This is a genomic window from Stenotrophomonas sp. FR012, assembly GCF_047520565.2.
In the GTDB taxonomy this organism is placed as follows: domain Bacteria; phylum Pseudomonadota; class Gammaproteobacteria; order Xanthomonadales; family Xanthomonadaceae; genus Stenotrophomonas; species Stenotrophomonas sepilia.
The window spans coordinates 55,389-76,541 of record NZ_JAXBQL020000012.1; the positions used below are offsets into that span (position 1 = coordinate 55,389).

At 67.6% G+C, this 21,153-nt stretch carries 22 protein-coding genes; 11 read left to right on the forward strand and 11 right to left on the reverse strand.

Going from position 1 to position 21,153, the window contains the following annotated elements; genetic code table 11:
• Positions 1–2: 2 nt before the first annotated feature.
• Entirely contained in the window at positions 3–434 is a 432-nt protein-coding gene (locus tag ACM0O9_RS17030; protein WP_005416173.1) for a GNAT family N-acetyltransferase, read from the reverse strand.
• A complete protein-coding gene (gene smpB / locus ACM0O9_RS17035) occupies positions 431–934 on the reverse strand; it encodes an SsrA-binding protein SmpB (protein ID WP_005416174.1) in 504 nt (167 codons plus the stop codon). The genes ACM0O9_RS17030 and smpB overlap by 4 nt, the downstream gene beginning before the upstream one ends.
• Positions 935–991: 57 nt before the next feature.
• On the opposite strand from smpB, the gene ACM0O9_RS17040 reads away from it, so the two are divergent.
• On the forward strand, positions 992–1,417 hold the full coding sequence (locus ACM0O9_RS17040; protein ID WP_005416175.1) for a type II toxin-antitoxin system RatA family toxin: 426 nt from the start codon (positions 992–994) through the stop codon (positions 1,415–1,417).
• A 3-nt stretch (positions 1,418–1,420) separates the two neighbouring features.
• Positions 1,421–1,678, forward strand: coding sequence for an RnfH family protein (locus ACM0O9_RS17045; protein ID WP_005416176.1), 258 nt, complete (start codon positions 1,421–1,423; stop codon positions 1,676–1,678).
• Between the two features lie 34 nt (positions 1,679–1,712).
• Here ACM0O9_RS17045 and ACM0O9_RS17050 read toward each other — a convergent pair whose 3' ends face one another.
• Positions 1,713–2,105 carry an outer membrane protein assembly factor BamE gene (locus ACM0O9_RS17050; protein WP_005409234.1) on the reverse strand — a complete coding sequence of 131 codons (393 nt, stop codon included), beginning with the start codon at positions 2,103–2,105 and terminating at the stop codon, positions 1,713–1,715.
• 103 nt (positions 2,106–2,208) lie between these two features.
• Between ACM0O9_RS17050 and fur the strand changes: the two genes are divergently transcribed.
• Positions 2,209–2,616 (forward strand): ferric iron uptake transcriptional regulator, encoded by a 408-nt coding sequence (gene fur, locus ACM0O9_RS17055; protein WP_005409235.1) that lies wholly within the window; start codon positions 2,209–2,211, stop codon positions 2,614–2,616.
• 63 nt (positions 2,617–2,679) lie between these two features.
• Here fur and ACM0O9_RS17060 read toward each other — a convergent pair whose 3' ends face one another.
• On the reverse strand, positions 2,680–3,936 hold the full coding sequence (locus ACM0O9_RS17060) for an SGNH/GDSL hydrolase family protein (RefSeq protein ID WP_235649963.1): 1,257 nt from the start codon (positions 3,934–3,936) through the stop codon (positions 2,680–2,682).
• A 97-nt stretch (positions 3,937–4,033) separates the two neighbouring features.
• Between ACM0O9_RS17060 and ACM0O9_RS17065 the strand changes: the two genes are divergently transcribed.
• Positions 4,034–4,951, forward strand: a complete 918-nt coding sequence (locus ACM0O9_RS17065; RefSeq protein ID WP_188241264.1) for a LysR family transcriptional regulator — start codon at positions 4,034–4,036, stop codon at positions 4,949–4,951.
• A gap of 134 nt (positions 4,952–5,085) precedes the next feature.
• Here ACM0O9_RS17065 and recN read toward each other — a convergent pair whose 3' ends face one another.
• Positions 5,086–6,747, reverse strand: a complete 1,662-nt coding sequence (gene recN / locus ACM0O9_RS17070; protein WP_065185193.1) for a DNA repair protein RecN — start codon at positions 6,745–6,747, stop codon at positions 5,086–5,088.
• Between the two features lie 115 nt (positions 6,748–6,862).
• Here recN and hrcA point away from each other — a divergent pair, with 115 nt between their 5' ends.
• The 4 genes from hrcA to dnaJ all read left to right on the forward strand — a co-directional run bounded on the left by hrcA (position 6,863) and on the right by dnaJ (position 11,888).
• Positions 6,863–7,927 carry a heat-inducible transcriptional repressor HrcA gene (gene hrcA / locus ACM0O9_RS17075; RefSeq protein ID WP_235649962.1) on the forward strand — a complete coding sequence of 355 codons (1,065 nt, stop codon included), beginning with the start codon at positions 6,863–6,865 and terminating at the stop codon, positions 7,925–7,927.
• Between the two features lie 63 nt (positions 7,928–7,990).
• Complete coding sequence (gene grpE, locus ACM0O9_RS17080; RefSeq protein ID WP_005416181.1) at positions 7,991–8,506, forward strand: nucleotide exchange factor GrpE; 516 nt, start codon at positions 7,991–7,993, stop codon at positions 8,504–8,506.
• A 180-nt stretch (positions 8,507–8,686) separates the two neighbouring features.
• Complete coding sequence (gene dnaK, locus ACM0O9_RS17085) at positions 8,687–10,609, forward strand: molecular chaperone DnaK (protein WP_005416183.1); 1,923 nt, start codon at positions 8,687–8,689, stop codon at positions 10,607–10,609.
• A 154-nt stretch (positions 10,610–10,763) separates the two neighbouring features.
• Positions 10,764–11,888 (forward strand): molecular chaperone DnaJ, encoded by a 1,125-nt coding sequence (dnaJ, locus tag ACM0O9_RS17090; protein ID WP_414604065.1) that lies wholly within the window; start codon positions 10,764–10,766, stop codon positions 11,886–11,888.
• 122 nt (positions 11,889–12,010) lie between these two features.
• Here dnaJ and ACM0O9_RS17095 read toward each other — a convergent pair whose 3' ends face one another.
• The gene (locus tag ACM0O9_RS17095) at positions 12,011–12,808 is read right to left on the reverse strand and encodes an AraC family transcriptional regulator (protein WP_414604066.1); all 798 of its coding nucleotides are present in this window, start codon (positions 12,806–12,808) and stop codon (positions 12,011–12,013) included.
• Positions 12,809–12,880: 72 nt separating this feature from the next.
• Here ACM0O9_RS17095 and ACM0O9_RS17100 point away from each other — a divergent pair, with 72 nt between their 5' ends.
• From ACM0O9_RS17100 to ACM0O9_RS17110, 3 genes are all read left to right on the forward strand, one after another.
• Complete coding sequence (locus ACM0O9_RS17100) at positions 12,881–14,080, forward strand: MFS transporter (protein ID WP_414604067.1); 1,200 nt, start codon at positions 12,881–12,883, stop codon at positions 14,078–14,080.
• Positions 14,081–14,642: 562 nt separating this feature from the next.
• Positions 14,643–15,551 (forward strand): pyridoxal kinase, encoded by a 909-nt coding sequence (gene pdxY / locus ACM0O9_RS17105; RefSeq protein ID WP_414604273.1) that lies wholly within the window; start codon positions 14,643–14,645, stop codon positions 15,549–15,551.
• Complete coding sequence (locus ACM0O9_RS17110; RefSeq protein ID WP_414604272.1) at positions 15,548–16,672, forward strand: prephenate dehydrogenase; 1,125 nt, start codon at positions 15,548–15,550, stop codon at positions 16,670–16,672. The genes pdxY and ACM0O9_RS17110 overlap by 4 nt, the downstream gene beginning before the upstream one ends.
• A gap of 259 nt (positions 16,673–16,931) precedes the next feature.
• Here ACM0O9_RS17110 and ACM0O9_RS17115 read toward each other — a convergent pair whose 3' ends face one another.
• The 5 genes from ACM0O9_RS17115 to ACM0O9_RS17135 form a co-directional block, all read right to left on the reverse strand.
• Positions 16,932–17,126, reverse strand: coding sequence for a hypothetical protein (locus ACM0O9_RS17115; protein ID WP_005416191.1), 195 nt, complete (start codon positions 17,124–17,126; stop codon positions 16,932–16,934).
• Between the two features lie 70 nt (positions 17,127–17,196).
• Positions 17,197–18,969, reverse strand: a complete 1,773-nt coding sequence (locus tag ACM0O9_RS17120) for an ABC transporter transmembrane domain-containing protein (RefSeq protein WP_053500873.1) — start codon at positions 18,967–18,969, stop codon at positions 17,197–17,199.
• A complete protein-coding gene (locus ACM0O9_RS17125; RefSeq protein WP_065185189.1) occupies positions 18,962–19,558 on the reverse strand; it encodes an IMPACT family protein in 597 nt (198 codons plus the stop codon). Before ACM0O9_RS17125 ends, ACM0O9_RS17120 begins: the two co-directional genes overlap by 8 nt.
• Positions 19,559–19,598: 40 nt before the next feature.
• Positions 19,599–20,594, reverse strand: a complete 996-nt coding sequence (locus ACM0O9_RS17130; protein ID WP_065185188.1) for a hypothetical protein — start codon at positions 20,592–20,594, stop codon at positions 19,599–19,601.
• Positions 20,591–21,109 carry an RNA polymerase sigma factor gene (locus ACM0O9_RS17135; RefSeq protein WP_229298213.1) on the reverse strand — a complete coding sequence of 173 codons (519 nt, stop codon included), beginning with the start codon at positions 21,107–21,109 and terminating at the stop codon, positions 20,591–20,593. The genes ACM0O9_RS17130 and ACM0O9_RS17135 overlap by 4 nt, the downstream gene beginning before the upstream one ends.
• Positions 21,110–21,153 lie beyond the last annotated feature (44 nt).

The following is a 21,153-nucleotide window of genomic DNA, read 5'->3' on the forward strand; positions in this document are numbered from 1 at the left end:
GACTACGACCCCGACAACGCCTTGCGCAGGTAGATCCGCTCGTGACCGGGTGGGCAATCGGGCAGTCGCCCATACACGGTGTAGCCCTGCCGCAGGTAGAAGGCTTCGGCCTGCCAGTCGAAGGTATCCAGCATCACGTTGCGGGCGCCAAGCTGGCGCGCGGCGGCTTCTGCTTCCGCCAGCAGGCGCTGGCCGATGCCTTGCCCGCGCAGTTCCGGATCCACCCACAGCACATGTACCTGCAGCCAGCCGGCACAGACGTCGGCCAGCACGCCGCCGCGCAGCCTGCCGTGCTCGTCATGCCAGGCCAGGCGGACTGGGGTCTCATCGAACGCATCGCCGCCGTGGGCCTGGTTGAAGGCCAGCAGGCGCGCGCACAACGTGCGCGTTTCATCGGCGCTGGCAGTCGCCATGGCGCCGACGGGAGTGATCATGCGTCGCGGTTGCCGCGACGCATCACGCGCTGCTTCTCGATCGCCCAGTCGCGGTCCTTGGCGGCATCGCGCTTGTCGTGGGTCTGCTTGCCCTTGGCCAGCGCGACTTCGAGCTTGATCTTGTTCTTGCTCCAGTACATCGCAGTGGGCACGATCGTGTAGCCATCGCGCTCGACCTTGCCGATCAGCTTGTCGATCTCGTTCCGGTGCAGCAGCAGCTTGCGCTCGCGCCGGTCATTGGCCACCACGTGGGTGGAGGCCTGGATCAACGGGGTGATCTGTGCACCGATCAGGTAGATCTCGCCGCGCTTCACATAGGCGTAGGCATCGATGATGTTGCCACGGCCTGCGCGGATCGACTTGACCTCCCAGCCCTGCAGGGCGAGGCCGGCCTCGAAGCGCTCTTCGATGTGGTATTCGTGGCGGGCACGCTTGTTCAACGCGATGGTTTTGTTGGCCGTCGCGCTCTTTGCTTTATCCTTGCCGCTGTTCTTGCTCATTTCCGTATTGTCTCCGATTCGGGCCCGCCCGGTCGATTGCCGAAACGTCCTGTATTCATGCCTACTATCCGCCGCAGCGCCCTGGTCGAACATTCGGCCGCGCGCATGTTCGACCTGGTCAACGACGTCCAGGCCTATCCGCGCCGTTTCCGCTGGTGCTCTGCTGCCCAGATCGTTGAGGAGGGCGAGGACCGCCTGGTGGCGCGACTGGACCTGGGCCTGGGCTCGTTCAGCACATGGTTCCAGACCGAGAACACCCTGCAGCGCCCGCACAGCATTGATATGCAGCTGCGCGATGGCCCGTTCAAGCAGCTGCACGGCCGCTGGGAATTCCATGCGCTGGCCGAGGATGCCTGCAAGGTCACCCTGACCCTGGAGTTCGAACCCAGCTCGCGCCTGCTCGGTCCGGCGCTGGCGATCGGCTTCCAGGGGCTGGCCGATCGCATGGTCAACGATTTCGTCCGCGTCGCCGACGAGGGCTGAGCGATGATCGAGGTCGAGGTGGTGCTGGCCTGGCCGCAGCGGGTGCTGTCGCGCCGCTTGCAGCTGGAAGAAGGCGCGACTGTGGCCGACGCCATTGCCGCCGCCGCGCTGGAAGGCAGTGCCGATTGCCCCGCCGTCGCCGTTCATGGTGTGCTGGCTCGCCCGCAGCAGGCACTGCTGGAAGGTGATCGCATCGAGTTGCTGCGCCCGTTGCTGGCCGACCCCAAGGACAACCGCCGGCGTCGCGCACTCGGCGGTTGATTCCGGCAGCCGTACCTGCGGACGGGCAGGGGGCTCAGCGGCCCTTCTTCTTCTTGTCCTTCGGCAGGTTGCGGCCGAACTGGCGCACGGTCTGCTGGGCCAGGGCCTTGTCGTTGCCCGGGAAGTAATCGCCTTCCCAGCGGGTCACGGTGTCATTCTCGAAGAACACCACGAAGTTCTTCACTTCGGTACGACCCAGGCGGTTCACGCGCTGGCTGGAGGTGTAGTCCCAACGCTGGGCGTGGAACGGGTCGGGAATGGACGGGGTGCCCAGCAGCGCGGTGACCTGCTGCTTGCTCTGCCCGACCTGCAGCTTGGCCACGGCATCTTCCCGGATCAGGTTGCCCTGATAGATGGGTTGCTTGTAGATGATGCCGCACCCGGTGGTGGACAGGGCGACGGCGGCGACCAACAGGAGATTGCGCATCGGGACTGGCGGTTGGGGAAATCAAACCGATGATACACTCCCGGCGTGCCACCGCGACCCAATCCGAGGCAGCTGGCGCTAAATCGCCAATGAACGGAGACCTATGGAAACCCACGACCTGCGTAAAGTCGGCCTGAAGGTGACCCATCCGCGGATGCGGATCCTGGCGCTGCTCGAGCAGCGCAATGCCCAGCACCACATGACCGCCGAAGACATCTACCGCCAGCTGCTGGAGCACGGCGACGAGATCGGCCTGGCCACGGTGTACCGGGTGCTGACCCAGTTCGAGGCCGCCGGCCTCGTGCTCAAGCACAATTTCGAGGGCGGCCAGGCGGTCTACGAACTGGACCGTGGCGGCCACCACGACCACATGGTCGACGTGGACAGTGGCAAGATCATCGAGTTCGAAAGCCACGAGATCGAGGAACTGCAGCGCAAGATCGCGGCAGACCATGGCTACGAGCTGGAAGAGCACTCGCTGGTGCTGTACGTGCGCAAGAAGCGCAAGTAATCCGTTCCGGCCAGCTGGATGCGACGAAACCCCGGGCCTGCCCGGGGTTTTTCGTTGATGCGGTCAGAGCCCTTTCCGTTCAGGTAAGGGATCCGACCCCTTGCGGCCCAGCAGGATCTCCAGGTCCACCGCCTCAGCCATGGTCCGGTTGCCGGCATCACCCGGGTGGAGGTGGTCGCCGGAGTCGTAGGCCACGGCCATCCGTGAGGGATCGGCCGGGTCGCGCAGCGCCGCGTCCAGGTCGATCACCGCGTCGAACGGGCTGTCCGTGCGCAGCCAGGCATTGAGCTGGCGGCGCAGGGTGTCCTTGTCCGGTTGGTAGTAGTCGTCCAGCGGCGTGCCGGGCAAGGCGCCAGCGAACGGTGGCAAGGTAGCGCCCACGATCCGCACACCTCGGCGGCGGGCCTGTTCTGCCAGCGCGCGATACCCCGCCTGCAGCTCGCTCAGCGTGGGCCGGGCCTGGTTGCGGGCGAATGCGGTACCTGGCCAGCTGATGTCATTGATGCCGATCAGCACGATCACACTGGATACCGCAGGCTGGTCCAGCGCGTCGCGCCGGAAGCGGACCAGGGCGGATTCACCCATGCCGTCGCGCAGCAGCCGCCCCCCGGAAATGCCGGCGTTCACCACGGCTATGCCCCGCGCTGCCAGGCGCGCGGCCAGATGATCGGTCCAGCGCTGGTCCTGGTCGAGGCTGGCGGTGGCACCGTCGGTGATCGAATCCCCGATCACCACCACGCTGCGCGCGTCGGCGTCGGCCTCGACGTCAATTCCGGTCAGCAGCAGGCGGGCGGTGGTGCTGCTGGCTGCGCTCAGGGCCTGGGCCCGGCTCTGGTCGCCGGGGGCGATCCAACTGGTCTGGCGGCCTTCCCAATGGAACGTCTGAACGGTTGCCGGCCCCGGCACAAAGACGCTGACCTGCAATGCCTGGCGGTCATCCGTGGCCAGCGGGAGCGGATCGCTCAGCTGTTCCTGACCGGGCCCGATCAACACCCCGGGCTGGCCGCCGAAGCTGAGCGGTTGCGGGATGGCGCCCGCGCGTGCGGCCACGCTGGCCGCCCCGATCCGCAGCGGCCGGGTGCCGTAGGCATTGCTCAGCCGCACCCGCAGCCGCGGGCCGCCCAGGCTGACACGCACCGTCTGGCGGAAGGTCTGGTCCTGCAGCGTGGCCGGGACCAGGGTCGGGAACAGGAAATCCGCGTTCCAGACCGGCTGCGGGCTGGCCTGCCAGCTGGCGACCCAGTGCGGGGCGGATGCGGCACTGGCGGCGCCGGACACGGCGAGCAGGGCGGTGGTGGTGAGCTGGCTCAAGCGGTTCATCGGGCAGTCCCGAGTGGAGGGACCGCCATGGTGATTCCGTGCTTATCTGTGAACTAGACTGCGCACGGACAATCATCTGTGAACTGGATTCATCGCCATGGCGCGACCCGACATCAACCGATCCGGCGAACTGGAAGTGTTCGTGCGGGTGATCGAGACCGGTGGCTTTTCCGCTGCGGCCCGCACGCTGGACATGACGCCGTCGGCGGTGAGCAAGCTGGTGGCGCGGCTGGAGCAACGGCTGGGCACGCGCCTGCTGCAACGCTCCACCCGCCAGCTGCAGCTGACCCCGGAAGGCTGCGCGTTCTACGAGCGTGGCCTGCGCGTGCTGGCCGACCTGGAGGAGGCCGAGCGTTGTGCCAGCGCCCATGCCGAGCCGCGCGGGCGGCTACGGGTCAACTCCAACGTGCCGTTTGGCCGCCATTTCCTGTTGCCGCTGCTGCCGGCGTTTCTTGAGCGTAACCCGCAGGTGGGCGTGGACCTGACCCTCAACGACGAGGTGATCGACCTGCTGGAGCAGCGCACCGATGTGGCAGTGCGGGCCGGGCCGCTGAAGAGCTCCAGTCTGGTGGCGCGACGGCTGGGCGCGACGCGGATGATGATCGTGGCTGCACCGGCCTACGCGCAGCGGCACGGGCTGCCACGCACTGCCGAGGAGCTGCAGTCGCACAACCGGCTGGACATCGGCCATGCCCGTGCGATGCAGGGGTGGCCGTTGCTGCAGGAGGGGCGCGAGCGGATGCTGCTGCCCAGTGGCAATGCCCGCGCCAGCAACGGCGATGCGCTGCGCCAGCTGGTGCTGGGCGGGCTGGGCATGGCGCGGCTGGCGGCATTCCAGGTGCAGGAGGACATTGCTGCCGGGCGCTTGCTGCCGGTGCTGGAAGAGGCCAATCCCGGTGACCTGGAAGAGGTGCACGCGGTGTTCCTCGGGCAGGGCGGTTACCTGCCGCTGCGGGTGCGCGCGTTCCTCGATTTCCTGGTGGAGAACGTGGATCTGGCGCGGCCGTTGGGGTGATACGGGTAGTGCCGGCCGCTGGCCGGCAACCTCACGATCATCGTCCACCGGTGTTGGGTTGCCGGCCAGCGGCCGGCACTACCGTGCGGGTGGGTTGTAGATCCACGCCATGCGTGGATAACCGTGAACAGGCCTCAGGCCTGCAGCAGCTTGCGGGCGGCGGCGCGCGCTTCCTTGCTCACTTCCACGCCGCCGAGCATGCGCGCCAGCTCTTCCTCGCGCGCCTTGTTGTCCAGCTTTTCCACTGCGCTCTGGGTCATGCCTTCCACCGGGGCCTTGCTGACCCGGTAATGGGCGTGGCCCTTGGAGGCGACCTGCGGCAGGTGGGTCACGCACAGCACCTGGCGCTTCTCGCCGAGCGCGCGCAGCTTCTGGCCGACGATGTCAGCCACCGCGCCGCCGATGCCGGAGTCGACCTCGTCAAACACCATGGTCGGCACCGCATCCAGGTCCAGCGCGGCCACTTCGATGGCCAGCGAAATACGTGACAGTTCACCGCCCGAGGCCACCTTGCGCAGGGCGCGCGGCGGTTGGCCGGCGTTGGCCGCCACCAGGAACTCGACGCGCTCGGCACCCTGCGGGTCGGGCTTGCCGCTGTCCTGTGGCTCCAGTTCGATCAGGAACTGGCCGCCGCCCATGCCGAGCTCGGCGATGATGCCGGTGGTGGTGGCCGAAAGTTCGGCAGCAGCGCTGCGGCGGCTGGCGGTCAGCACTTCAGCCTGTACGCGCCAGGCGGCGGCGGCCTTGTCGATCTCGCCGGCCAGGCGCTGCAGGCGCTCGTCGGCGCCACGCAGCTGCTCCACTTCGGCATGCATGCGCTCGCGCTGTGCGCCCAGTTCGTCCATCGGCACGCGGTGCTTGCGGGCCAGGTCGTGCAGGCGGCCGAGGCGGCGCTCGTTCTCCTCGAACTGTTCCGGGTCGGCATCCAGATCGTCGTGCACGCGATCAAGCAGCGACAGGGCTTCGTGCAGCTGGATCGAGGCGTTCTCGATCAGGCCGTCCACTTCGCCCAGGCGCGGGTCGTGCTCGATCAGGCGCGACAGCTCGTGGCGCACCTGCTGCAGCAGGTCCAGCGCAGAGCTGCCGTCATCGCCGTTGAGCTGGTTGCTGGCTGCCTGGCAGGCGCTCAGCAGGGCGCTGGCGTGGGCCTGGCGACGGTGGCTGGCGCCAAGCGCGGCAATCGATTCCGGCTCAAGGTCCTCGCGGTCCAGTTCGCGCAGCTGGTGCTCCAGGAAGCCGATCCGGTCACTGACGTCGCCCTGTTGCGACAACGCCAGCGATTCATCGACCAGTGCCTGCCAGGCCGCGGCGGCGTGGCGCACCTGGCGGCGCTCGTTCTCGTTGCCGGCATAGGCATCCAGCAGGGCCAGCTGCGACGGGCGCGCCAGCAGCGCCTGCTGTTCATGCTGGCCGTGGATCTCCACCAGCAGCGAGGCCAGGTCGCCCAGCTGTGCCAGCGTCACCGGGCGGCCATTGATCCAGGCCCGCGAGCCGCCGTCGGCGCGGATCACGCGGCGCAGCTGGCATTGGTCCTCGTCGTCCAGCTCGTTGTCGGCCAGCCACTGGCGGGCGGCCTGCAGCTGCTCCAGCGCGAACTCGGCGGAAAGCTCGGCGCGTGCGGCACCATGGCGGACCACGCCGCTGTCAGCGCGCAGGCCGGACAGGAAGCCCAGTGCGTCGACCATCAGCGACTTGCCGGCGCCAGTCTCGCCTGAAACCACGGTCATGCCTGGCCCGAACTCCAGTTCGGTGGCGCGGACGACGGCGAAATCCTTGATCGAAAGATGTCTGAGCATGGGTAAGGGGGTATCAGCAGCCGCGCAACGCTAGCACGCGGGCGCGGGAGGTCCAATGACTTGCCAAGGCGATGCGCCGCCATTATCTAGTGTCCGTGTCTCACAGGTTGATTCCATGCACGGTTCTCCCGACCAGCTTGCCCCGCGTGCGCGCCATCTGCTGCGCACGCTGATCGCGCGTTACATCCAGGACGGTGAGCCGGTCGGCTCGCAGACGCTGGCGCGCGTGGCCGGCCTGGAGGTCAGCCCGGCCACCATCCGCAACATCCTGGGCGACCTGGAGGATCTGGGCCTGCTGGCCTCGCCACATACCTCGGCCGGCCGCGTCCCGACCGCGCATGGCTATCGGGTGTTCGTCGACAGCCTGCTGCAGATGCAGCCGCCGGGCGAGGGCGAGCTGGCCCGGTTGCGTCAGGAGCTGGCCGGCGGCGGCAGTACCCAGGCCCTGCTCGGCAGCGCCTCGGAGCTGCTGTCGGCGATGAGCCACTTCGTCGGCGTGGTCAGCGCGCCGCGGCGTGAGCAGTTCGCCTTCCGCCAGATCGATTTCGTGGCGCTGGACGGGCGCCGGGTGCTGGCGATCCTGGTATTTGCCGACAGCGAGGTGCAGAACCGGGTGATCGAGACCCGGCAGGAGTTTGCGCCAGGCCAGCTGGAGCAGGTCGCCAACTACCTCAATGCGCATTTCGCCGGCCTGCCGATGGCCGAGATCCGTACCCGCCTGCTGCTGGAGCTGCGCGACGCCCGGTCCGAACTGGAGCAGTTGCTGGCCCACAGCATCGAACTGGCCGAGCAGGCCCTGCAGCCGGCGGCCGACGACATGCTGGTGGCCGGGCAGACCCGCTTGATGGGCGTGCAGGACCTGTCCGACCTGGAGCGCCTGCGCGAACTGTTCGAGCTGTTCTCCAGCAAGCGCGAGATCCTGCAGCTGCTGGAGCGGACCATCCAGGCGCCGGGGGTGCGCATCTTCATCGGCGAAGAGACCGGAATGATGCCGCTGCAGGGCGTCTCGCTGGTCACCGCCCCTTATACCGCCAATGGCCAGGTGCTGGGCGTGCTGGGCGTGATCGGTCCCAAGCGGATGGCCTACGACCGGGTGATCCCGCTGGTCCAGGCCACCGCCGATGTGCTTGGCGCGGCCTTTTCACCGGCCGGACGCACGCCGGGAACATCCGACGCTTGAAACGCAGCATCCCGCCCACACTAGGGTGGGTGGAGGCGGAGAGTGACCGCCAGGGACCCAGACATGAACCACGAACATCCAGATATCGAATCCCAGCAGAGTGCCGCCGATGCGGCTGCCACCGCCGGCGTCAACGACGAAGTCGAGCGCCTGCGCGCCGAAGTCGAGCAGGTCAAGGCCGATGCGCTGCGTGAGCGCGCCGACCTGGAAAACCAGCGCAAGCGTGTTGCCCGTGACATCGAGCAGGCCCGCAAGTTCGCCAACGAGAAGCTGCTGGGCGAGCTGCTGCCGGTGTTCGACAGCCTGGATGCCGGCCTGAAGGCCGCCGGCGACGACCCGCACCCGCTGCGCGAAGGCCTGGAGCTGACCTACAAGCAGCTGCTGAAGGTCGCCGCCGACAACGGCCTGGCGCTGCTGGATCCGATCGGCCAGCCGTTCAACCCGGAACACCACCAGGCCATCAGCCAGGTGCCGACCCCGGGCGCTGCCCCGGGCAGCGTGGTGACCGTGTTCCAGAAGGGCTACCTGCTCAACGAGCGCCTGCTGCGGCCGGCGCTGGTGGTGGTGGCCGCCGACTGATCCGGCAGGGCCGGGCGGCGGACAGACCCGTCACCCGACCCGACGCTGAACGCGCCGGATCGTCGGAAACACAGCGTTCGGGAGGTGGCTTGAATGTTCCACGGGCCTCCCCCACATCGTATTCATCCACCGGCCGAACGGCCGGACTGACCCCAACAAGCATCCTCAGGAGTCTCCCCCATGGGCAAGATCATTGGTATCGACCTCGGCACCACCAACTCGTGCGTGGCGATCATGGACGGCGGCAAGGCCCGCGTCATCGAGAATTCGGAAGGCGATCGCACCACCCCGTCGATCGTCGCTTACACCAAGGACGGCGAAGTCCTGGTCGGTGCCTCGGCCAAGCGCCAGGCCGTGACCAACCCGAAGAACACCTTCTACGCGGTGAAGCGCCTGATCGGCCGCAAGTTCACCGACGGTGAGGTGCAGAAGGACATTGCCCACGTCCCGTACAGCATCCTGGCCCATGACAATGGCGACGCCTGGGTCGCCACCAGCGACGGCAAGAAGATGGCCCCGCAGGAAATCTCGGCCAAGGTGCTGGAGAAGATGAAGAAGACCGCCGAGGACTTCCTCGGTGAGAAGGTCACCGAAGCGGTCATCACCGTGCCGGCCTACTTCAACGACAGCCAGCGCCAGGCGACCAAGGACGCCGGCCGCATCGCCGGCCTGGACGTCAAGCGCATCATCAACGAGCCGACCGCGGCTGCGCTGGCCTACGGCCTGGACAAGGGCGACAACAAGGATCGCAAGATCGTGGTGTACGACCTGGGCGGCGGCACCTTCGACGTCTCGGTGATCGAGATCGCCAACGTCGACGGTGAGAAGCAGTTCGAAGTGCTGGCCACCAACGGCGACACCTTCCTGGGTGGCGAAGACTTCGACAACCGCGTCATCGAGTACCTGGTTGAAGAGTTCAACAAGGACCAGGGCATCGACCTGCGCAAGGATCCGCTGGCCCTGCAGCGCCTGAAGGATGCTGCCGAGCGCGCCAAGATCGAGCTGTCCAGCGCCCAGCAGACCGAAGTGAACCTGCCGTACGTCACCGCTGACGCGTCGGGTCCGAAGCACCTGAACATCAAGCTGACCCGCGCCAAGCTGGAAGCACTGGTGGACGACCTGATCAAGAAGTCGATCGAGCCGTGCCGCGTCGCCCTGAACGATGCCGGCCTGCGTTCGAGCGACATCAGCGAAGTGATCCTGGTCGGCGGCCAGACCCGCATGCCGAAGGTGCAGCAGGCGGTGACCGAGTTCTTCGGCAAGGAACCGCGCAAGGACGTCAACCCGGACGAAGCCGTGGCACTGGGTGCGGCGATCCAGGGCGGCGTGCTGGGCGGCGACGTCAAGGACGTGCTGCTGCTGGACGTGACCCCGCTGTCGCTGGGTATCGAAACCATGGGTGGCGTGTTCACCAAGATCATCGAGAAGAACACCACCATCCCGACCAAGGCCTCGCAGGTGTTCTCCACCGCCGAGGACAACCAGTCGGCCGTGACCGTGCACGTGCTGCAGGGTGAGCGCGAACAGGCCCGCTTCAACAAGTCGCTGGCCAAGTTCGACCTGTCCGGCATCGAGCCGGCCCCGCGCGGCCTGCCGCAGGTGGAAGTGTCCTTCGACATCGACGCCAACGGCATCCTGCACGTGTCGGCCAAGGACAAGAAGACCAACAAGGAACAGAAGGTCGAGATCAAGGCCGGTTCGGGCCTGTCCGAAGAGGAGATCGCGCGCATGGTCGCCGACGCGGAAGCCAACCGCGAAGAAGACAAGAAGTTCCAGGAACTGGTGCAGGCCCGCAACCAGGCCGACGCCCTGATCCACGGCACCCGCAGCGCCATCACCGAGCACGGCAGCAAGGTCGGCGGCGATGTCATCGGCAAGGTCGAGGCGGCGCTGGCTGACCTGGAAACCGCGATGAAGGGCGACGACAAGGCACAGATCGAAGCCAAGTCGAAGGCACTGGAAGAAGCTGGCCAGTCGCTGTTCGCCGCTGCTTCGGCCGACCAGGGCGGTGCCCCGGGTGCCGACGCCGGCAATGCCGGCAAGGCGCAGGACGACGTGGTCGACGCTGAGTTCACCGAAGTCAAGGACGACAAGAAGTCCTGATCCGGACCGACGCGGGACGCTGGCCACCAGCGTCCCGTTGTCGCATCAGGGTCCTGACCGCCTACCGGCGTGTCGGGGCGCCCGACGCAAGAGCGGACCTGGTTCCGCTCTTCCGCTTTGACGAATCCCGACGTTCCGGAACCCGATTCACGATATGAGCAAGCGCGATTACTACGAAGTGCTGGGCGTTGCCCGCACCGCCACCGACGAAGAGCTGAAGAAGGCCTACCGTCGCTGCGCGATGAAGTTCCACCCGGACCGCAACCCGGGTGATGCGGCGGCCGAAGCCTCCTTCAAGGAGTGCAAGGAAGCCTACGAAGTGCTGTCCGACGGCAACAAGCGCCGCATGTACGACAGCCACGGCCACGCCGCGTTCGAGCATGGCATGGGTGGTGCTGGTCCGGGCGGCCCGGACATGAACGATATCTTCGGCGATATCTTCGGCAACATTTTTGGCGGTGGCGGCGGTGGTCCGCGCCAGGCCCGTCGCGGCGCCGACATCGGCTACGTGATGGAACTGGACCTGGAAGAGGCCGTGCGCGGCGTCGAGCGCCGGATCGAGATCCCGACCCTGGCCGAATGCGGCGACTGCGATGGCAGTGGCTCCGAAGACGGCAAGGTCGAGACCTGCAACGTGTGCCATGGCCGTGGTCAGGTGCGCATCCAGCGCGGCATCTTCGCCATGCAGCAGGCCTGCCACAACTGCGGCGGCCGTGGCCAGATCATCGCCAAGCCCTGCAAGACCTGCCACGGCAACGGCCGTGTCGAGGAAGACAAGGTGCTGTCGGTGAAGGTGCCGGCCGGCGTCGACACCGGCGACCGCATCCGCCTGCAGGGCGAGGGCGAGGCCGGCCCGGCCGGCACGCCGCCGGGTGATCTGTACGTGGAAGTGCGCGTGCGCGAGCATGCCATCTTCCAGCGCGATGGCGACGACCTGCACTGCGAAGTGCCGATCCGCATCTCGCAGGCGGCGCTGGGCGACACCGTGCGCGTGGCCACCCTCGGCGGCGAAGCGGAGATCCGTATCCCGGCCGAGACCCAGACCGGCAAGCTGTTCCGCCTGCGCGGCAAGGGCGTGCGTTCGGTGCGCAGCCGCAGCGAAGGCGACCTGTACTGCCGCGTGGTGGTGGAGACGCCGGTGAACCTCACCAACGAGCAGCGCAAGCTGCTGGAACAGTTCGAAGCCACCTTCGTCGGCGAGGAAGCGCGCAAGCATTCGCCGAAATCGGCCACTTTCATCGACGGCGTGAAGGGCTTCTGGGACCGGATGACGTCCTGAGTTTTTCAACCGAAGCGTTAAGCGGAAGCGCCGGGCCATGCCCGGCGTTCTCGTTTGCGATCCGCGATGGTTTCCGCCGGGCATGCGCCGCGATGGTGGATCCACGCCATGCGTGGATGCCGTTACCGGAAAAACGCCGCAGGTGTCTGCCCCAGCTGGCGCTTGAACATGCTGGTGAACGCGCTGGGGCTGTCGTAGCCCGTCGCCAGCGCGACATCGATGACCTTGTCACCGACCGCCAGCCGTTCCATCGCGGCCAGCAGCCGTGCCTGCTGCCGCCACTGCCCGAAGGTCATGCCCAGCTCGGTGGCGAAGCGCCGCTGGATGGTTTTCACGTCCACCTCCAGCGCCTGTGCCCAGTCGTGCAGTGTGGCGTCGTCGCCGGGGTGCTTCTGCAGGTGCTGGCAGATCCGCTGCAGGCGAGGGTCGCTTGGCGCAGGCAGGTGCAACGGCAGCACGTCCATGCGGTGCAGTTCGTCCAGCAGCAGGCGCACCACGCGGCCATCGCGGCTGTCCTCGATGTGCTCGCCCTTGACCAGCGTGGCGGCCTGCAGCAGCTCGCGCAGCAGGGGCGAGACCTGCACCGCGAACGGCTCGGCTGGCAGGTGCAAGGCGAACGACGGATCGATGTACAGGCTGCGCATGTGCACGGCGGCGATGCAGTCCACCGCGTGCACCATGCCGGCCGGCATCCAGATCGCGCGGTTCGAGGGCACCACCCAGCGGCCGACTTCCGAGCGCACCACCATCAGGCCGGAGATGGCGTAGACGAGCTGGTGGCGCTGGTGCTTGTGACCAGGGATGTGGGTACCTACCGGGTACTGGGTGACCCGATAGGTGACCGGGCGATGCAGTGGAACCTCCCGCCAGGGCGCGGCCGGATCGACGTCACTGACAATGTCCTTTTTGCGATAGGGCATGACCTGAACGCGGCAGAAGGGAAAGAGGGGCAACCGTAGCATGCGGGGCTCGCCCCCAACCTGACTGCGTCCATGTCGACCCTGGCTTCTCCCGTAACGACCTCACGCCCGGCGGCTCCCGGCGTGCTGGCCGCCATTTCCACCTCGCACGTCGTCAACGACATGATGCAGTCGCTGATCCTGGCCATCTATCCGGTGATCAAGGGCGGCTTCAATCTCAGCTTCACCCAGATCGGCCTGATCACGCTGACCTACCAGCTCACTGCGTCGATCTTCCAGCCGTTGATCGGTGTAGCCACCGACCGCCGCCCGGCACCGTATTCGCTACCGATCGGCATGGCCTCGACCTTGTGCGGCATGCTGCTGCTCGGCTTCGCGCCGAACTACGCGATGGTGCTGCTGGCAGCGGCAATGGTCGGCATCGGCTCGGCGATCTTCCATCCGGAGGCCTCGCGCATCGCGCGGCTCGCCTCGGGCGGCCGTCATGGCTTCGCACAGTCGGTGTTCCAGGTGGGGGGCAATTTCGGTACCGCGTTGGGCCCGCTGATTGCGGCGGCAGTGATCGTGCCGTACGGCCAGCATGCCGCGTCGTGGTTCGCAGGCGCGGCCCTGATTGGCATCGCATTGCTGACCTATGTTGGCCGCTGGTACGCGTTCCATCTGGGCACGCCGCGCCCGGCCAGTACCGCCTCGATGGCGCCGCGCCATCCACCACGCACGGTGGCCAAGGTGCTGGCGATCCTGCTGGTGCTGATCTTCAGCAAGTACTTCTACATGGCCAGCATCGGCAGCTACTTCACCTTCTACCTGATCCACCATTTCGGCATTCCGGTGGCGCAGGCGCAGCTGCACCTGTTCGCGTTCCTGGTGGCGTCCGCCGCTGGCGGCTTCCTCGGCGGCCCGTTGGGTGACCGGATCGGCCGCAAGCCGATCATCTGGACCTCGATCCTCGGCGTGGCGCCGTTCGCGCTGATGCTGCCGCATGCCGACCTGTTGTGGACGACGGTGCTGGCGGTGCTGATCGGCTTCGTGCTGTCTTCGGCGTTCTCGGCGATCGTGGTCTATGCGCAGGAGATGATGCCGCACCGCATCGGCATGGTGTCCGGCTTGTTCTTCGGTTTCGCGTTCGGTATGGGCGGGCTGGGTGCCGCCGTGCTCGGCCTGCTGGCGGACAGGACCAGCATCGAGTACGTCTACCAGCTGACCGCGTTCCTGCCGTTGCTGGGCATCGTGGCGGCGTGGTTGCCGCCGTCGCGGCCTGCTGCTCACTGAGGGGGTTTGGTTTGCAGGGCTTGCAGCCCTGCACCCGCAGAGGCAACGGCAACAGCCGAAGCGCGCTATCCGTGGATTGGCGGGGTGGGTCCGGTGGCGGGGGCCGCTGCAAGTACGTCCATGTAAGCTCGGTCGCCGCATCCATGCGGCTCACGCCCCCGCCACCGGACCCACCCCGCCTTCGACGGTTTTCCGCGATCTGTTGGAACAGCGTCCGGCACTGGTAGGTGTCGACCTTGGTCGACACGGTAGACCCATGCCATGCGTGGATGAATTCATTCGATATCTGACAGATGTGTCGACCAAGGTCGACACCTACCAACAGACATCCGGAATCTGTCAAAGGCGGGGCGGTGTGGGTGGGCAGGACCGTTGGCGCCATGGATGGCGCCATCGAGCCCCCATGGATGGGTTTACGGCGTGTCCTGACCACCCACACCGCCCCGCCACCCCACGGATAGCTCGCTTTTGCCGTTGCCGTTGCCGTTGCCGTTGCTTGCAGCTTCGGCAGGTGCAGGGCTGCAAGCCCTGCCGAACACTCCACCGGGCGTAGAATGCGGCCATGAGCGAATCCCTTGATAACCACCTGGTCCACGGCCGCCGCCAGCGGCCGGATGGCCCGTCGCCGATCGATGTCATCTCGGTCCAGTCGCAACTTGTCTACGGCCACGCCGGCAACAGTGCAGCCGTACCGCCGATGCGCGCGCTGGGCGTGCGCGTGGCGGAAATCCCGACCGTGCTGCTGAGCAATGCGCCTTTCTACGACACCACGCGTGGCCGCGTGCTGCCCGCTGACTGGTTCGCCGACCTGCTGCTGGGCAGCCACGAGCGTGGCCTGCCACAACGGGCGAAGATGCTGGTCTCCGGCTACTTCGGCAGCACCGCCAACGGTGCCGCCTTCGCAGACTGGCTGGACGACATCCTGCCGGGCTGCCCGCAGCTGCGCTATTGCCTGGACCCGGTGATTGGCGACACGCACACCGGCCCCTACGTGGAACCCGGGCTGGAAGCGATCTTCGCCGAGCGCCTGTTGCCGCATGCCTGGCTGGTGACGCCGAACGCATTCGAACTGAATCGCCTGACCGGCATGCCGGCGCTGGCCGAGGCCGATGCCATCGCCGCCGCGCGCACGCTGCTGGATCGCGGCCCGCATTGGGTGATCGCGCACAGCGTGGGCGGCACCCCGGGTGAACTGGTGACCCTGGCCGTCGGCCGCGAGGAAACCTGGCGCTGGACCTCGCCGCTGCTGCCGGTGGACGTGGCGGGTACCGGCGATGTGCTGATGTCGCTGGTGGTGTCGTTCCTGCTGCGCGGCGAATCGATGCAGCAGGCGATTTCGCGTGCGATTGCCGGCACCCATGCGGCGCTGGAGGCGACCCTGGACAACGGCTTCGAGGAATTCGACGTGGTCGCCGCCGCGCCGGCGGCGCTGGCCGAAGGCACGCGCTTCCGCGCCGAACGCGTGGCATGAGCGGCCTGGACCCACGCACGCCGCGCACGGTCGGCATCATCGGCAGCGCTGGCGCCTACGGGCGCTGGCTGACCCGCTTCTTCCAGCAGCACCTGCAGCTGCAGGTGATCGGCCACGATCCGGCCGACCCGGGTTCGCACACGCCGGAACACCTGCTGGCGCAGGCCGATGTGCTGGTGTTCTCGGCACCGATCCGGCACACCCCGGCGTTGATCGCCGAGTACGTGCGGCAATCGGCGGGCCGCGAGCAGGGCAAGCTGTGGCTGGATGTGACCTCGGTAAAGGAGGCGCCGGTGCAGGCGATGCTGGCGTCGCAGGCCGAAGTGGTCGGCCTGCACCCGATGACCGCGCCACCCAAGGCGCCGACCCTGAAGGGGCGGGTGATGGTGGTCTGCGAAGCGCGGCTACAGCTCTGGCAGGCGTGGGTCGATACGCTGTGCGCCGCGCTGCAGGCCGAGTGCGTGCGGGCCACGCCGCAGCACCACGACCAGATGATGGCGCTGGTGCAGGCGATGGTGCATGCCACCCATCTGGCCCAGGCCGGCGTGTTGCGCCAGTACCAGCCGCAGCTGGGCGATCTGGCCGCGATGATGCCGTACCGTTCGGCATCGTTCGAGCTGGATACGGCGATCATTTCGCGCATCCTGTCGCTCAACCCGGCGATCTACGAAGACATCCAGTTCGGCAACCCGTATGTGGCGCCGATGCTGGAGCGGCTGGTGGGCCAGCTGCAGGCCCTGCAGGCGCAGGTCGGGCAGGGGGACGACGGTGCACGTGATGCCTTCCGCGAGCAGCTCCTGTCGGCCAATCGCAGTGCTTTCGGTGAGCAGGCGCTGGCGGACGGTAACTATACGTTCGAACGCGTAGGCTATCTGCTGGCCGATCTGACCGAGCGCAACGCGCTGTCGGTGCACCTGCCGGAAGACCGGCCCGGCTCGCTGCGCGAGCTGCTGAACGTGTTCGAGCAGCATCGCATCAGCCTGGCCTCGATCCATTCCTCACGTACGCCCGGCGGCGAAGTGCACTTCCGCATCGGGTTCATCGCCGGCAGTGATCCGGCCGCGATCACCCGGGCGGCCGCGGAAGTGGACGCCAGCGGCATCGGGCGGGTGCTCGGCTGACCACATTCATCCACAGGCGGTGTGGATGGATCCTGAGCAAACGTGTGGATAACCTCGCTCAGCCCTTGCAGGCAAAGGCTGTCAAGATGCCTGGTGAAAAATTGGCCACGCTTTTCTGTAGGGTCGAACCATGCTCGGGCGCTTTTGGCCAAAAGCGTGTAGATCAAGGTCGAAACCTGCCAGAGCGGAGGATGGAGATCCGGTAGCGCGAGCGCGGAGCAGCACGAATGCGGTAGCGCCGGGCCGTGCCCGGCGAACCTCAAATCGTCAACCGCAGTTCACCACCACTGGTGGTGAACTCACGCCCATTGCGCACCAGCTGGCGCCCGTCATCCAGCTCATAGCGCGGCGTGGCTTCGGAGTGGTGCCCGCTGCCGTTCGCCTCGGGCTTGAATTCGATGATGATGTGGCTTTCGCCATTACTGTCGACGGCGGGGAACTGACGGAACGACATCGCGTACCTCCTTCAGCGGATGCTGCGGGTGCGCGGCCAGCTTGGTCTTGCCGATGTTAGCCGGCCGTCATCAATCGATGAACTGCAGTCGTGCCAGTTCAGCGTACAGTCCGCCTTCGGCCAGCAGCTGCGCATGGGTACCTTCGGCGACGATACGGCCCTGGTCCATCACCACGATGCGGTCGGCCTTGAGCACGGTGGCCAGGCGGTGGGCGATGACCAGCGTGGTGCGACCGGCCATCAGCCGCTCAAGTGCCTGCTGCACGCCATGCTCGCTCTGCGCATCCAGTGCGCTGGTGGCCTCATCGAGCAGCAGGATCGGCGCATCCTTCAGCAACGCGCGGGCGATCGCCACGCGCTGCTGCTGGCCACCGGACAGGCGTGCGCCGCGCTCGCCCAGTTCACTGTCGTAGCCTTGCGGCAATGCCCGCAGGAAGCCATCGGCCTCTGCTGCACGTGCGGCGTCCTCGACCTCGGCGTCGCTGGCCTGCAGCCTGCCGTAGCGGATGTTGTCGCGTGCACTGGCTGCGAACAGCGTCGGCTGCTGCGGTACCAGTGCCAGCTGCGCGCGCAGCTCGGCCGGATCGACCTGGCGCACGTCGATGCCATCCACGCAGATGCGGCCGCTGGCCGGATCGTGGAAGCGCAGCAGCATCGACAGCACCGTGCTCTTGCCCGCGCCCGACGGGCCGACCAGGGCCACCGTCTCGCCCGGGCGGACATGCAGGTTGAAGTGGTCCAGCGCGGCCTGGTCCGGGCGCTGCGGGTAGTGGAACACCACGTCGTCGAACTGGATTTCGCCGCGTAGCGGTTGCGGCAGTGCGTGCGGTTGCGCCGGCGCACGGATCTCGATGTCTTCCTGCAGCAGCTCGCCGATACGGCCCATGCCACCGGCCGCACGCTGCAGCTCGTTCCACACTTCGGCCAGGGCGCCCACCGAGCCGCCGCCGATCAGCGCGTACAACACGAACTGGCCCAGCGTGCCGGCACTGAGGCGGCCGTCGATGACATCGTGCGCGCCCAGCCACAGCACGCCAACGATGGCGCCAAACACCAACAGGATGGCACTGGCGGTAACCAGCGATTGCGCACCGATGCGCCGGCGTGCGGCACCGATGGCATCGCCCAGCGCCTTGTCAAAGCGCCCGCGCTCATAGGGCTCGCGCGCATGCGCCTGCACCGTGCGCACGGCGCCCAGCGTCTCGCTGGCCAGGCTGTTGGCATCGGCGATGCGGTCCTGGCTGCTGCGCGCAACCGTACGCAGCTTGCGCGCGCCGACGATGATCGGCAGCACCGCCAGCGGGATGCCGAGCAGTGACCACGCGGCCAGCCGAGGGCTGGTGACGAACAGCATCGCCAGGCTGCCGACCACGGTTACGCTGCTGCGCAGGGCGACCGACATGGTCGAGCCGACCACGCTGCGCAGCAGTTCGCTGTCGGCGGTCAGGCGCGAGACCAGTTCGCCGCTGCGGCTGCGGTCGTGGAAACCGGCGCCGAGCTGGATCAGGTGTGCATACAGGCGGCTGCGCAGGTCGGCGACGACCTTCTCGCCCAGCAGCGACACGAAGAAGAACCGTGCGGCCGTCGCCAGTGCCAGCACCACCGCCACCAGCATCAGCAGGGCGAAGGCACGGTTGATCTGGCCACCGCTGGTGAAGCCGTGGTCGATCATCTGCTTCACGGCGGGGGGCAGGCTCAGCGTGGCGGCCGAAGAGACCGCCAGGGCAAGCAGCCAGGCGGTGAACAACCCGCTGTGGCGGCGCACGAACGGCCACAACGTCCGCAGGCTGCCAAGGCGGCGCAGCGGCGGGGTCGAGGCAGGGGCGTCGTCCTTGTCAGTCATCCTGGTTGTCGTCTTGTATGCGGATACGGTCACGGGTGGCGTCGCGCAGGCGGATTTTCAATGCATCGACCTGATCGGCCGGCAATTCGGCCCGCAGGCACACGCCGTTGGCATCGAACTGTTCATCGAGTTTCCCGGCGCCGAAGGCGGGCAGGGTGGCGTGCAGGATGCCCAGGTCCTCGAAGCCGGCCAGCAGCTGCAGCCGGGCCATCGCCACCAGGGGCAGGCGGGGGGCGGTGCGCAGGCACTCGGCGGCAGCGCCACCGTAGGCGCGCACCAGTCCACCGGCGCCCAGCTTGATGCCGCCGAACCAGCGCGTCACCACCACCATCACACGGTCGAAACCCTGGCCATCGATTGCCGCCAGGATCGGTCGTCCGGCCGTTCCAGCGGGCTCGCCATCATCGCTGGAGCGGTAGTCCCGGCCGTACCGGTAGGCCCAGCAGTTGTGGGTCGCGTCGGCTGCTGCAACCTGCTGCAGGATCGCCATGGCCGCTGCGGCGCTGTCGATCGGCGCAGCATGGGCGATGAAACGACTGTGTTTGACTTCCAGCGTGTGGCTGACAGGCTGGGCGAGGGTATCGAGCATTCCCGTCATTCTACGGGGTCGCCGGAGGTCACGTTCTGCTTCAGTCGTCCAGCAACGGGCGCAGGTCGCGCGGCAGGCGGGCTTCCGGATACTGCTGCACGTAGCGCTCCAGGCTGGCGCGGGCCAGATCGCGCTGGCCGTCGTCGCGTCGCGCGCGGATCTTCTGCAGCCACTGCCGGCGCGGCAGTCGCGCGTCGGCGTCCACCTCGGCCTGCACGGCATCCGCGCTCAGGCCCGCGTCGCTGCCGCGGCGCATGATGCCCGGTGCGGAACGGCTGGGCGCCTCACGCTTCATCGAGGTGATCTCCACCCGATCCAGCGCCTGCGTCCGCTCGGCCTCGGCGGCATTGGTTGCCGGTGCTGCGGCCGTGCGTGCTTTCATTGCCCCGGACGCTGCTGGCGCGAATGCCGGTGCGGGTGCGGGTGCCGAGTAGGCGGCCGGTGCAGGTGGCGCTGGCGGTGCTGCAGCCGGAGCGGGCGGGAGCGCCGCAAAGGAGGTGTCGGCGGCCGCATCTGTGGCCACGGACCGTGCAGCCTGGGCCGGCGCTTCAGCGGTCTTGGCCGGCGCAGGCTTGTGCGCACGCGCGATGGCCGGTGCCGGGGCAGCGGAAACAGGGGCGGACTCGGGTGCTGCCGGAGCAGCGGCTGGTTCCGCAACCGCCACTGCGCTGTCGGCTGAACCACTTCCAGCGGCCTGATCGGCAGCCGCGACGTCTTCTGCCGCAGCCGGTGCTGCGGCAACAGCAGTCTCGCCCGCCGGAACCGGTGGCGGTTCAGGACGCAGCTGCCAGGCGATGCCAATGGCGAACACCATCGAAGCGGCGATGCCGAACACCGCTGGCCAACGCGGGCCTGTGCGCTGCTTGCGCGGCGCCTCGGGAGAGGCAACAACATCGGTACCCGGAGCGTCAACCGCGGCACGTGCCGCGGCCAGGATGGCGGCGTCCAGTGCGGCCGGTGGTGCCTGCTCGGCGCGACGGCCGAGCAGCCGGGCCAGCTCGCGTTCTTCCGGCGTCAGCGGTTCGTCTCGGTTCATGCGTTCAATCCCGCACGCAGCTTGTCCATCGCATAGCGCAGCCGCGATTTCACGGTTTCCCGGCCTACGCCGGTGATCTGGCCGATCTCCTCCAGGCTCAGTTCCTGATCCAGCCGCAGTTGCAGCACTTCGCGCTGCTCCGGCGGCAATTGCTCCATCGCCAGCTGGATGCGGCGACGTTGTTCGAATTCGGAAAGTTCGGCTTCCGGGGTCTGCCCGTCCTCGATCGCGGCCAGGCGCAGGTCGGCGTCGGCCGGTGCGGCAGGGCGATGGCGGGCGGCGCGCCAATGGTCGTTCAGGCGGTTGTGGGCGATGCGGAACAGCCAAGTGCTGAACGCTGCTTCGGGCTGCCACCCGGCACGGGCGCTGATCACCCGCTGCCAGACGTCCTGGAAGATCTCCTCGGCCAGCGCGTTGTCGCGCAGTTGGCGCAGCAGGAAACCGAACAGTCGCTTGCGATGGCGCGCATACAGGCTTTCGAACGCGCGCAGGTCGCCGCCGGCCCAGGCCAGCATCAAGGCTTCATCGGTTGGCAGTGCGCTGGCTTCCACGGCGTACA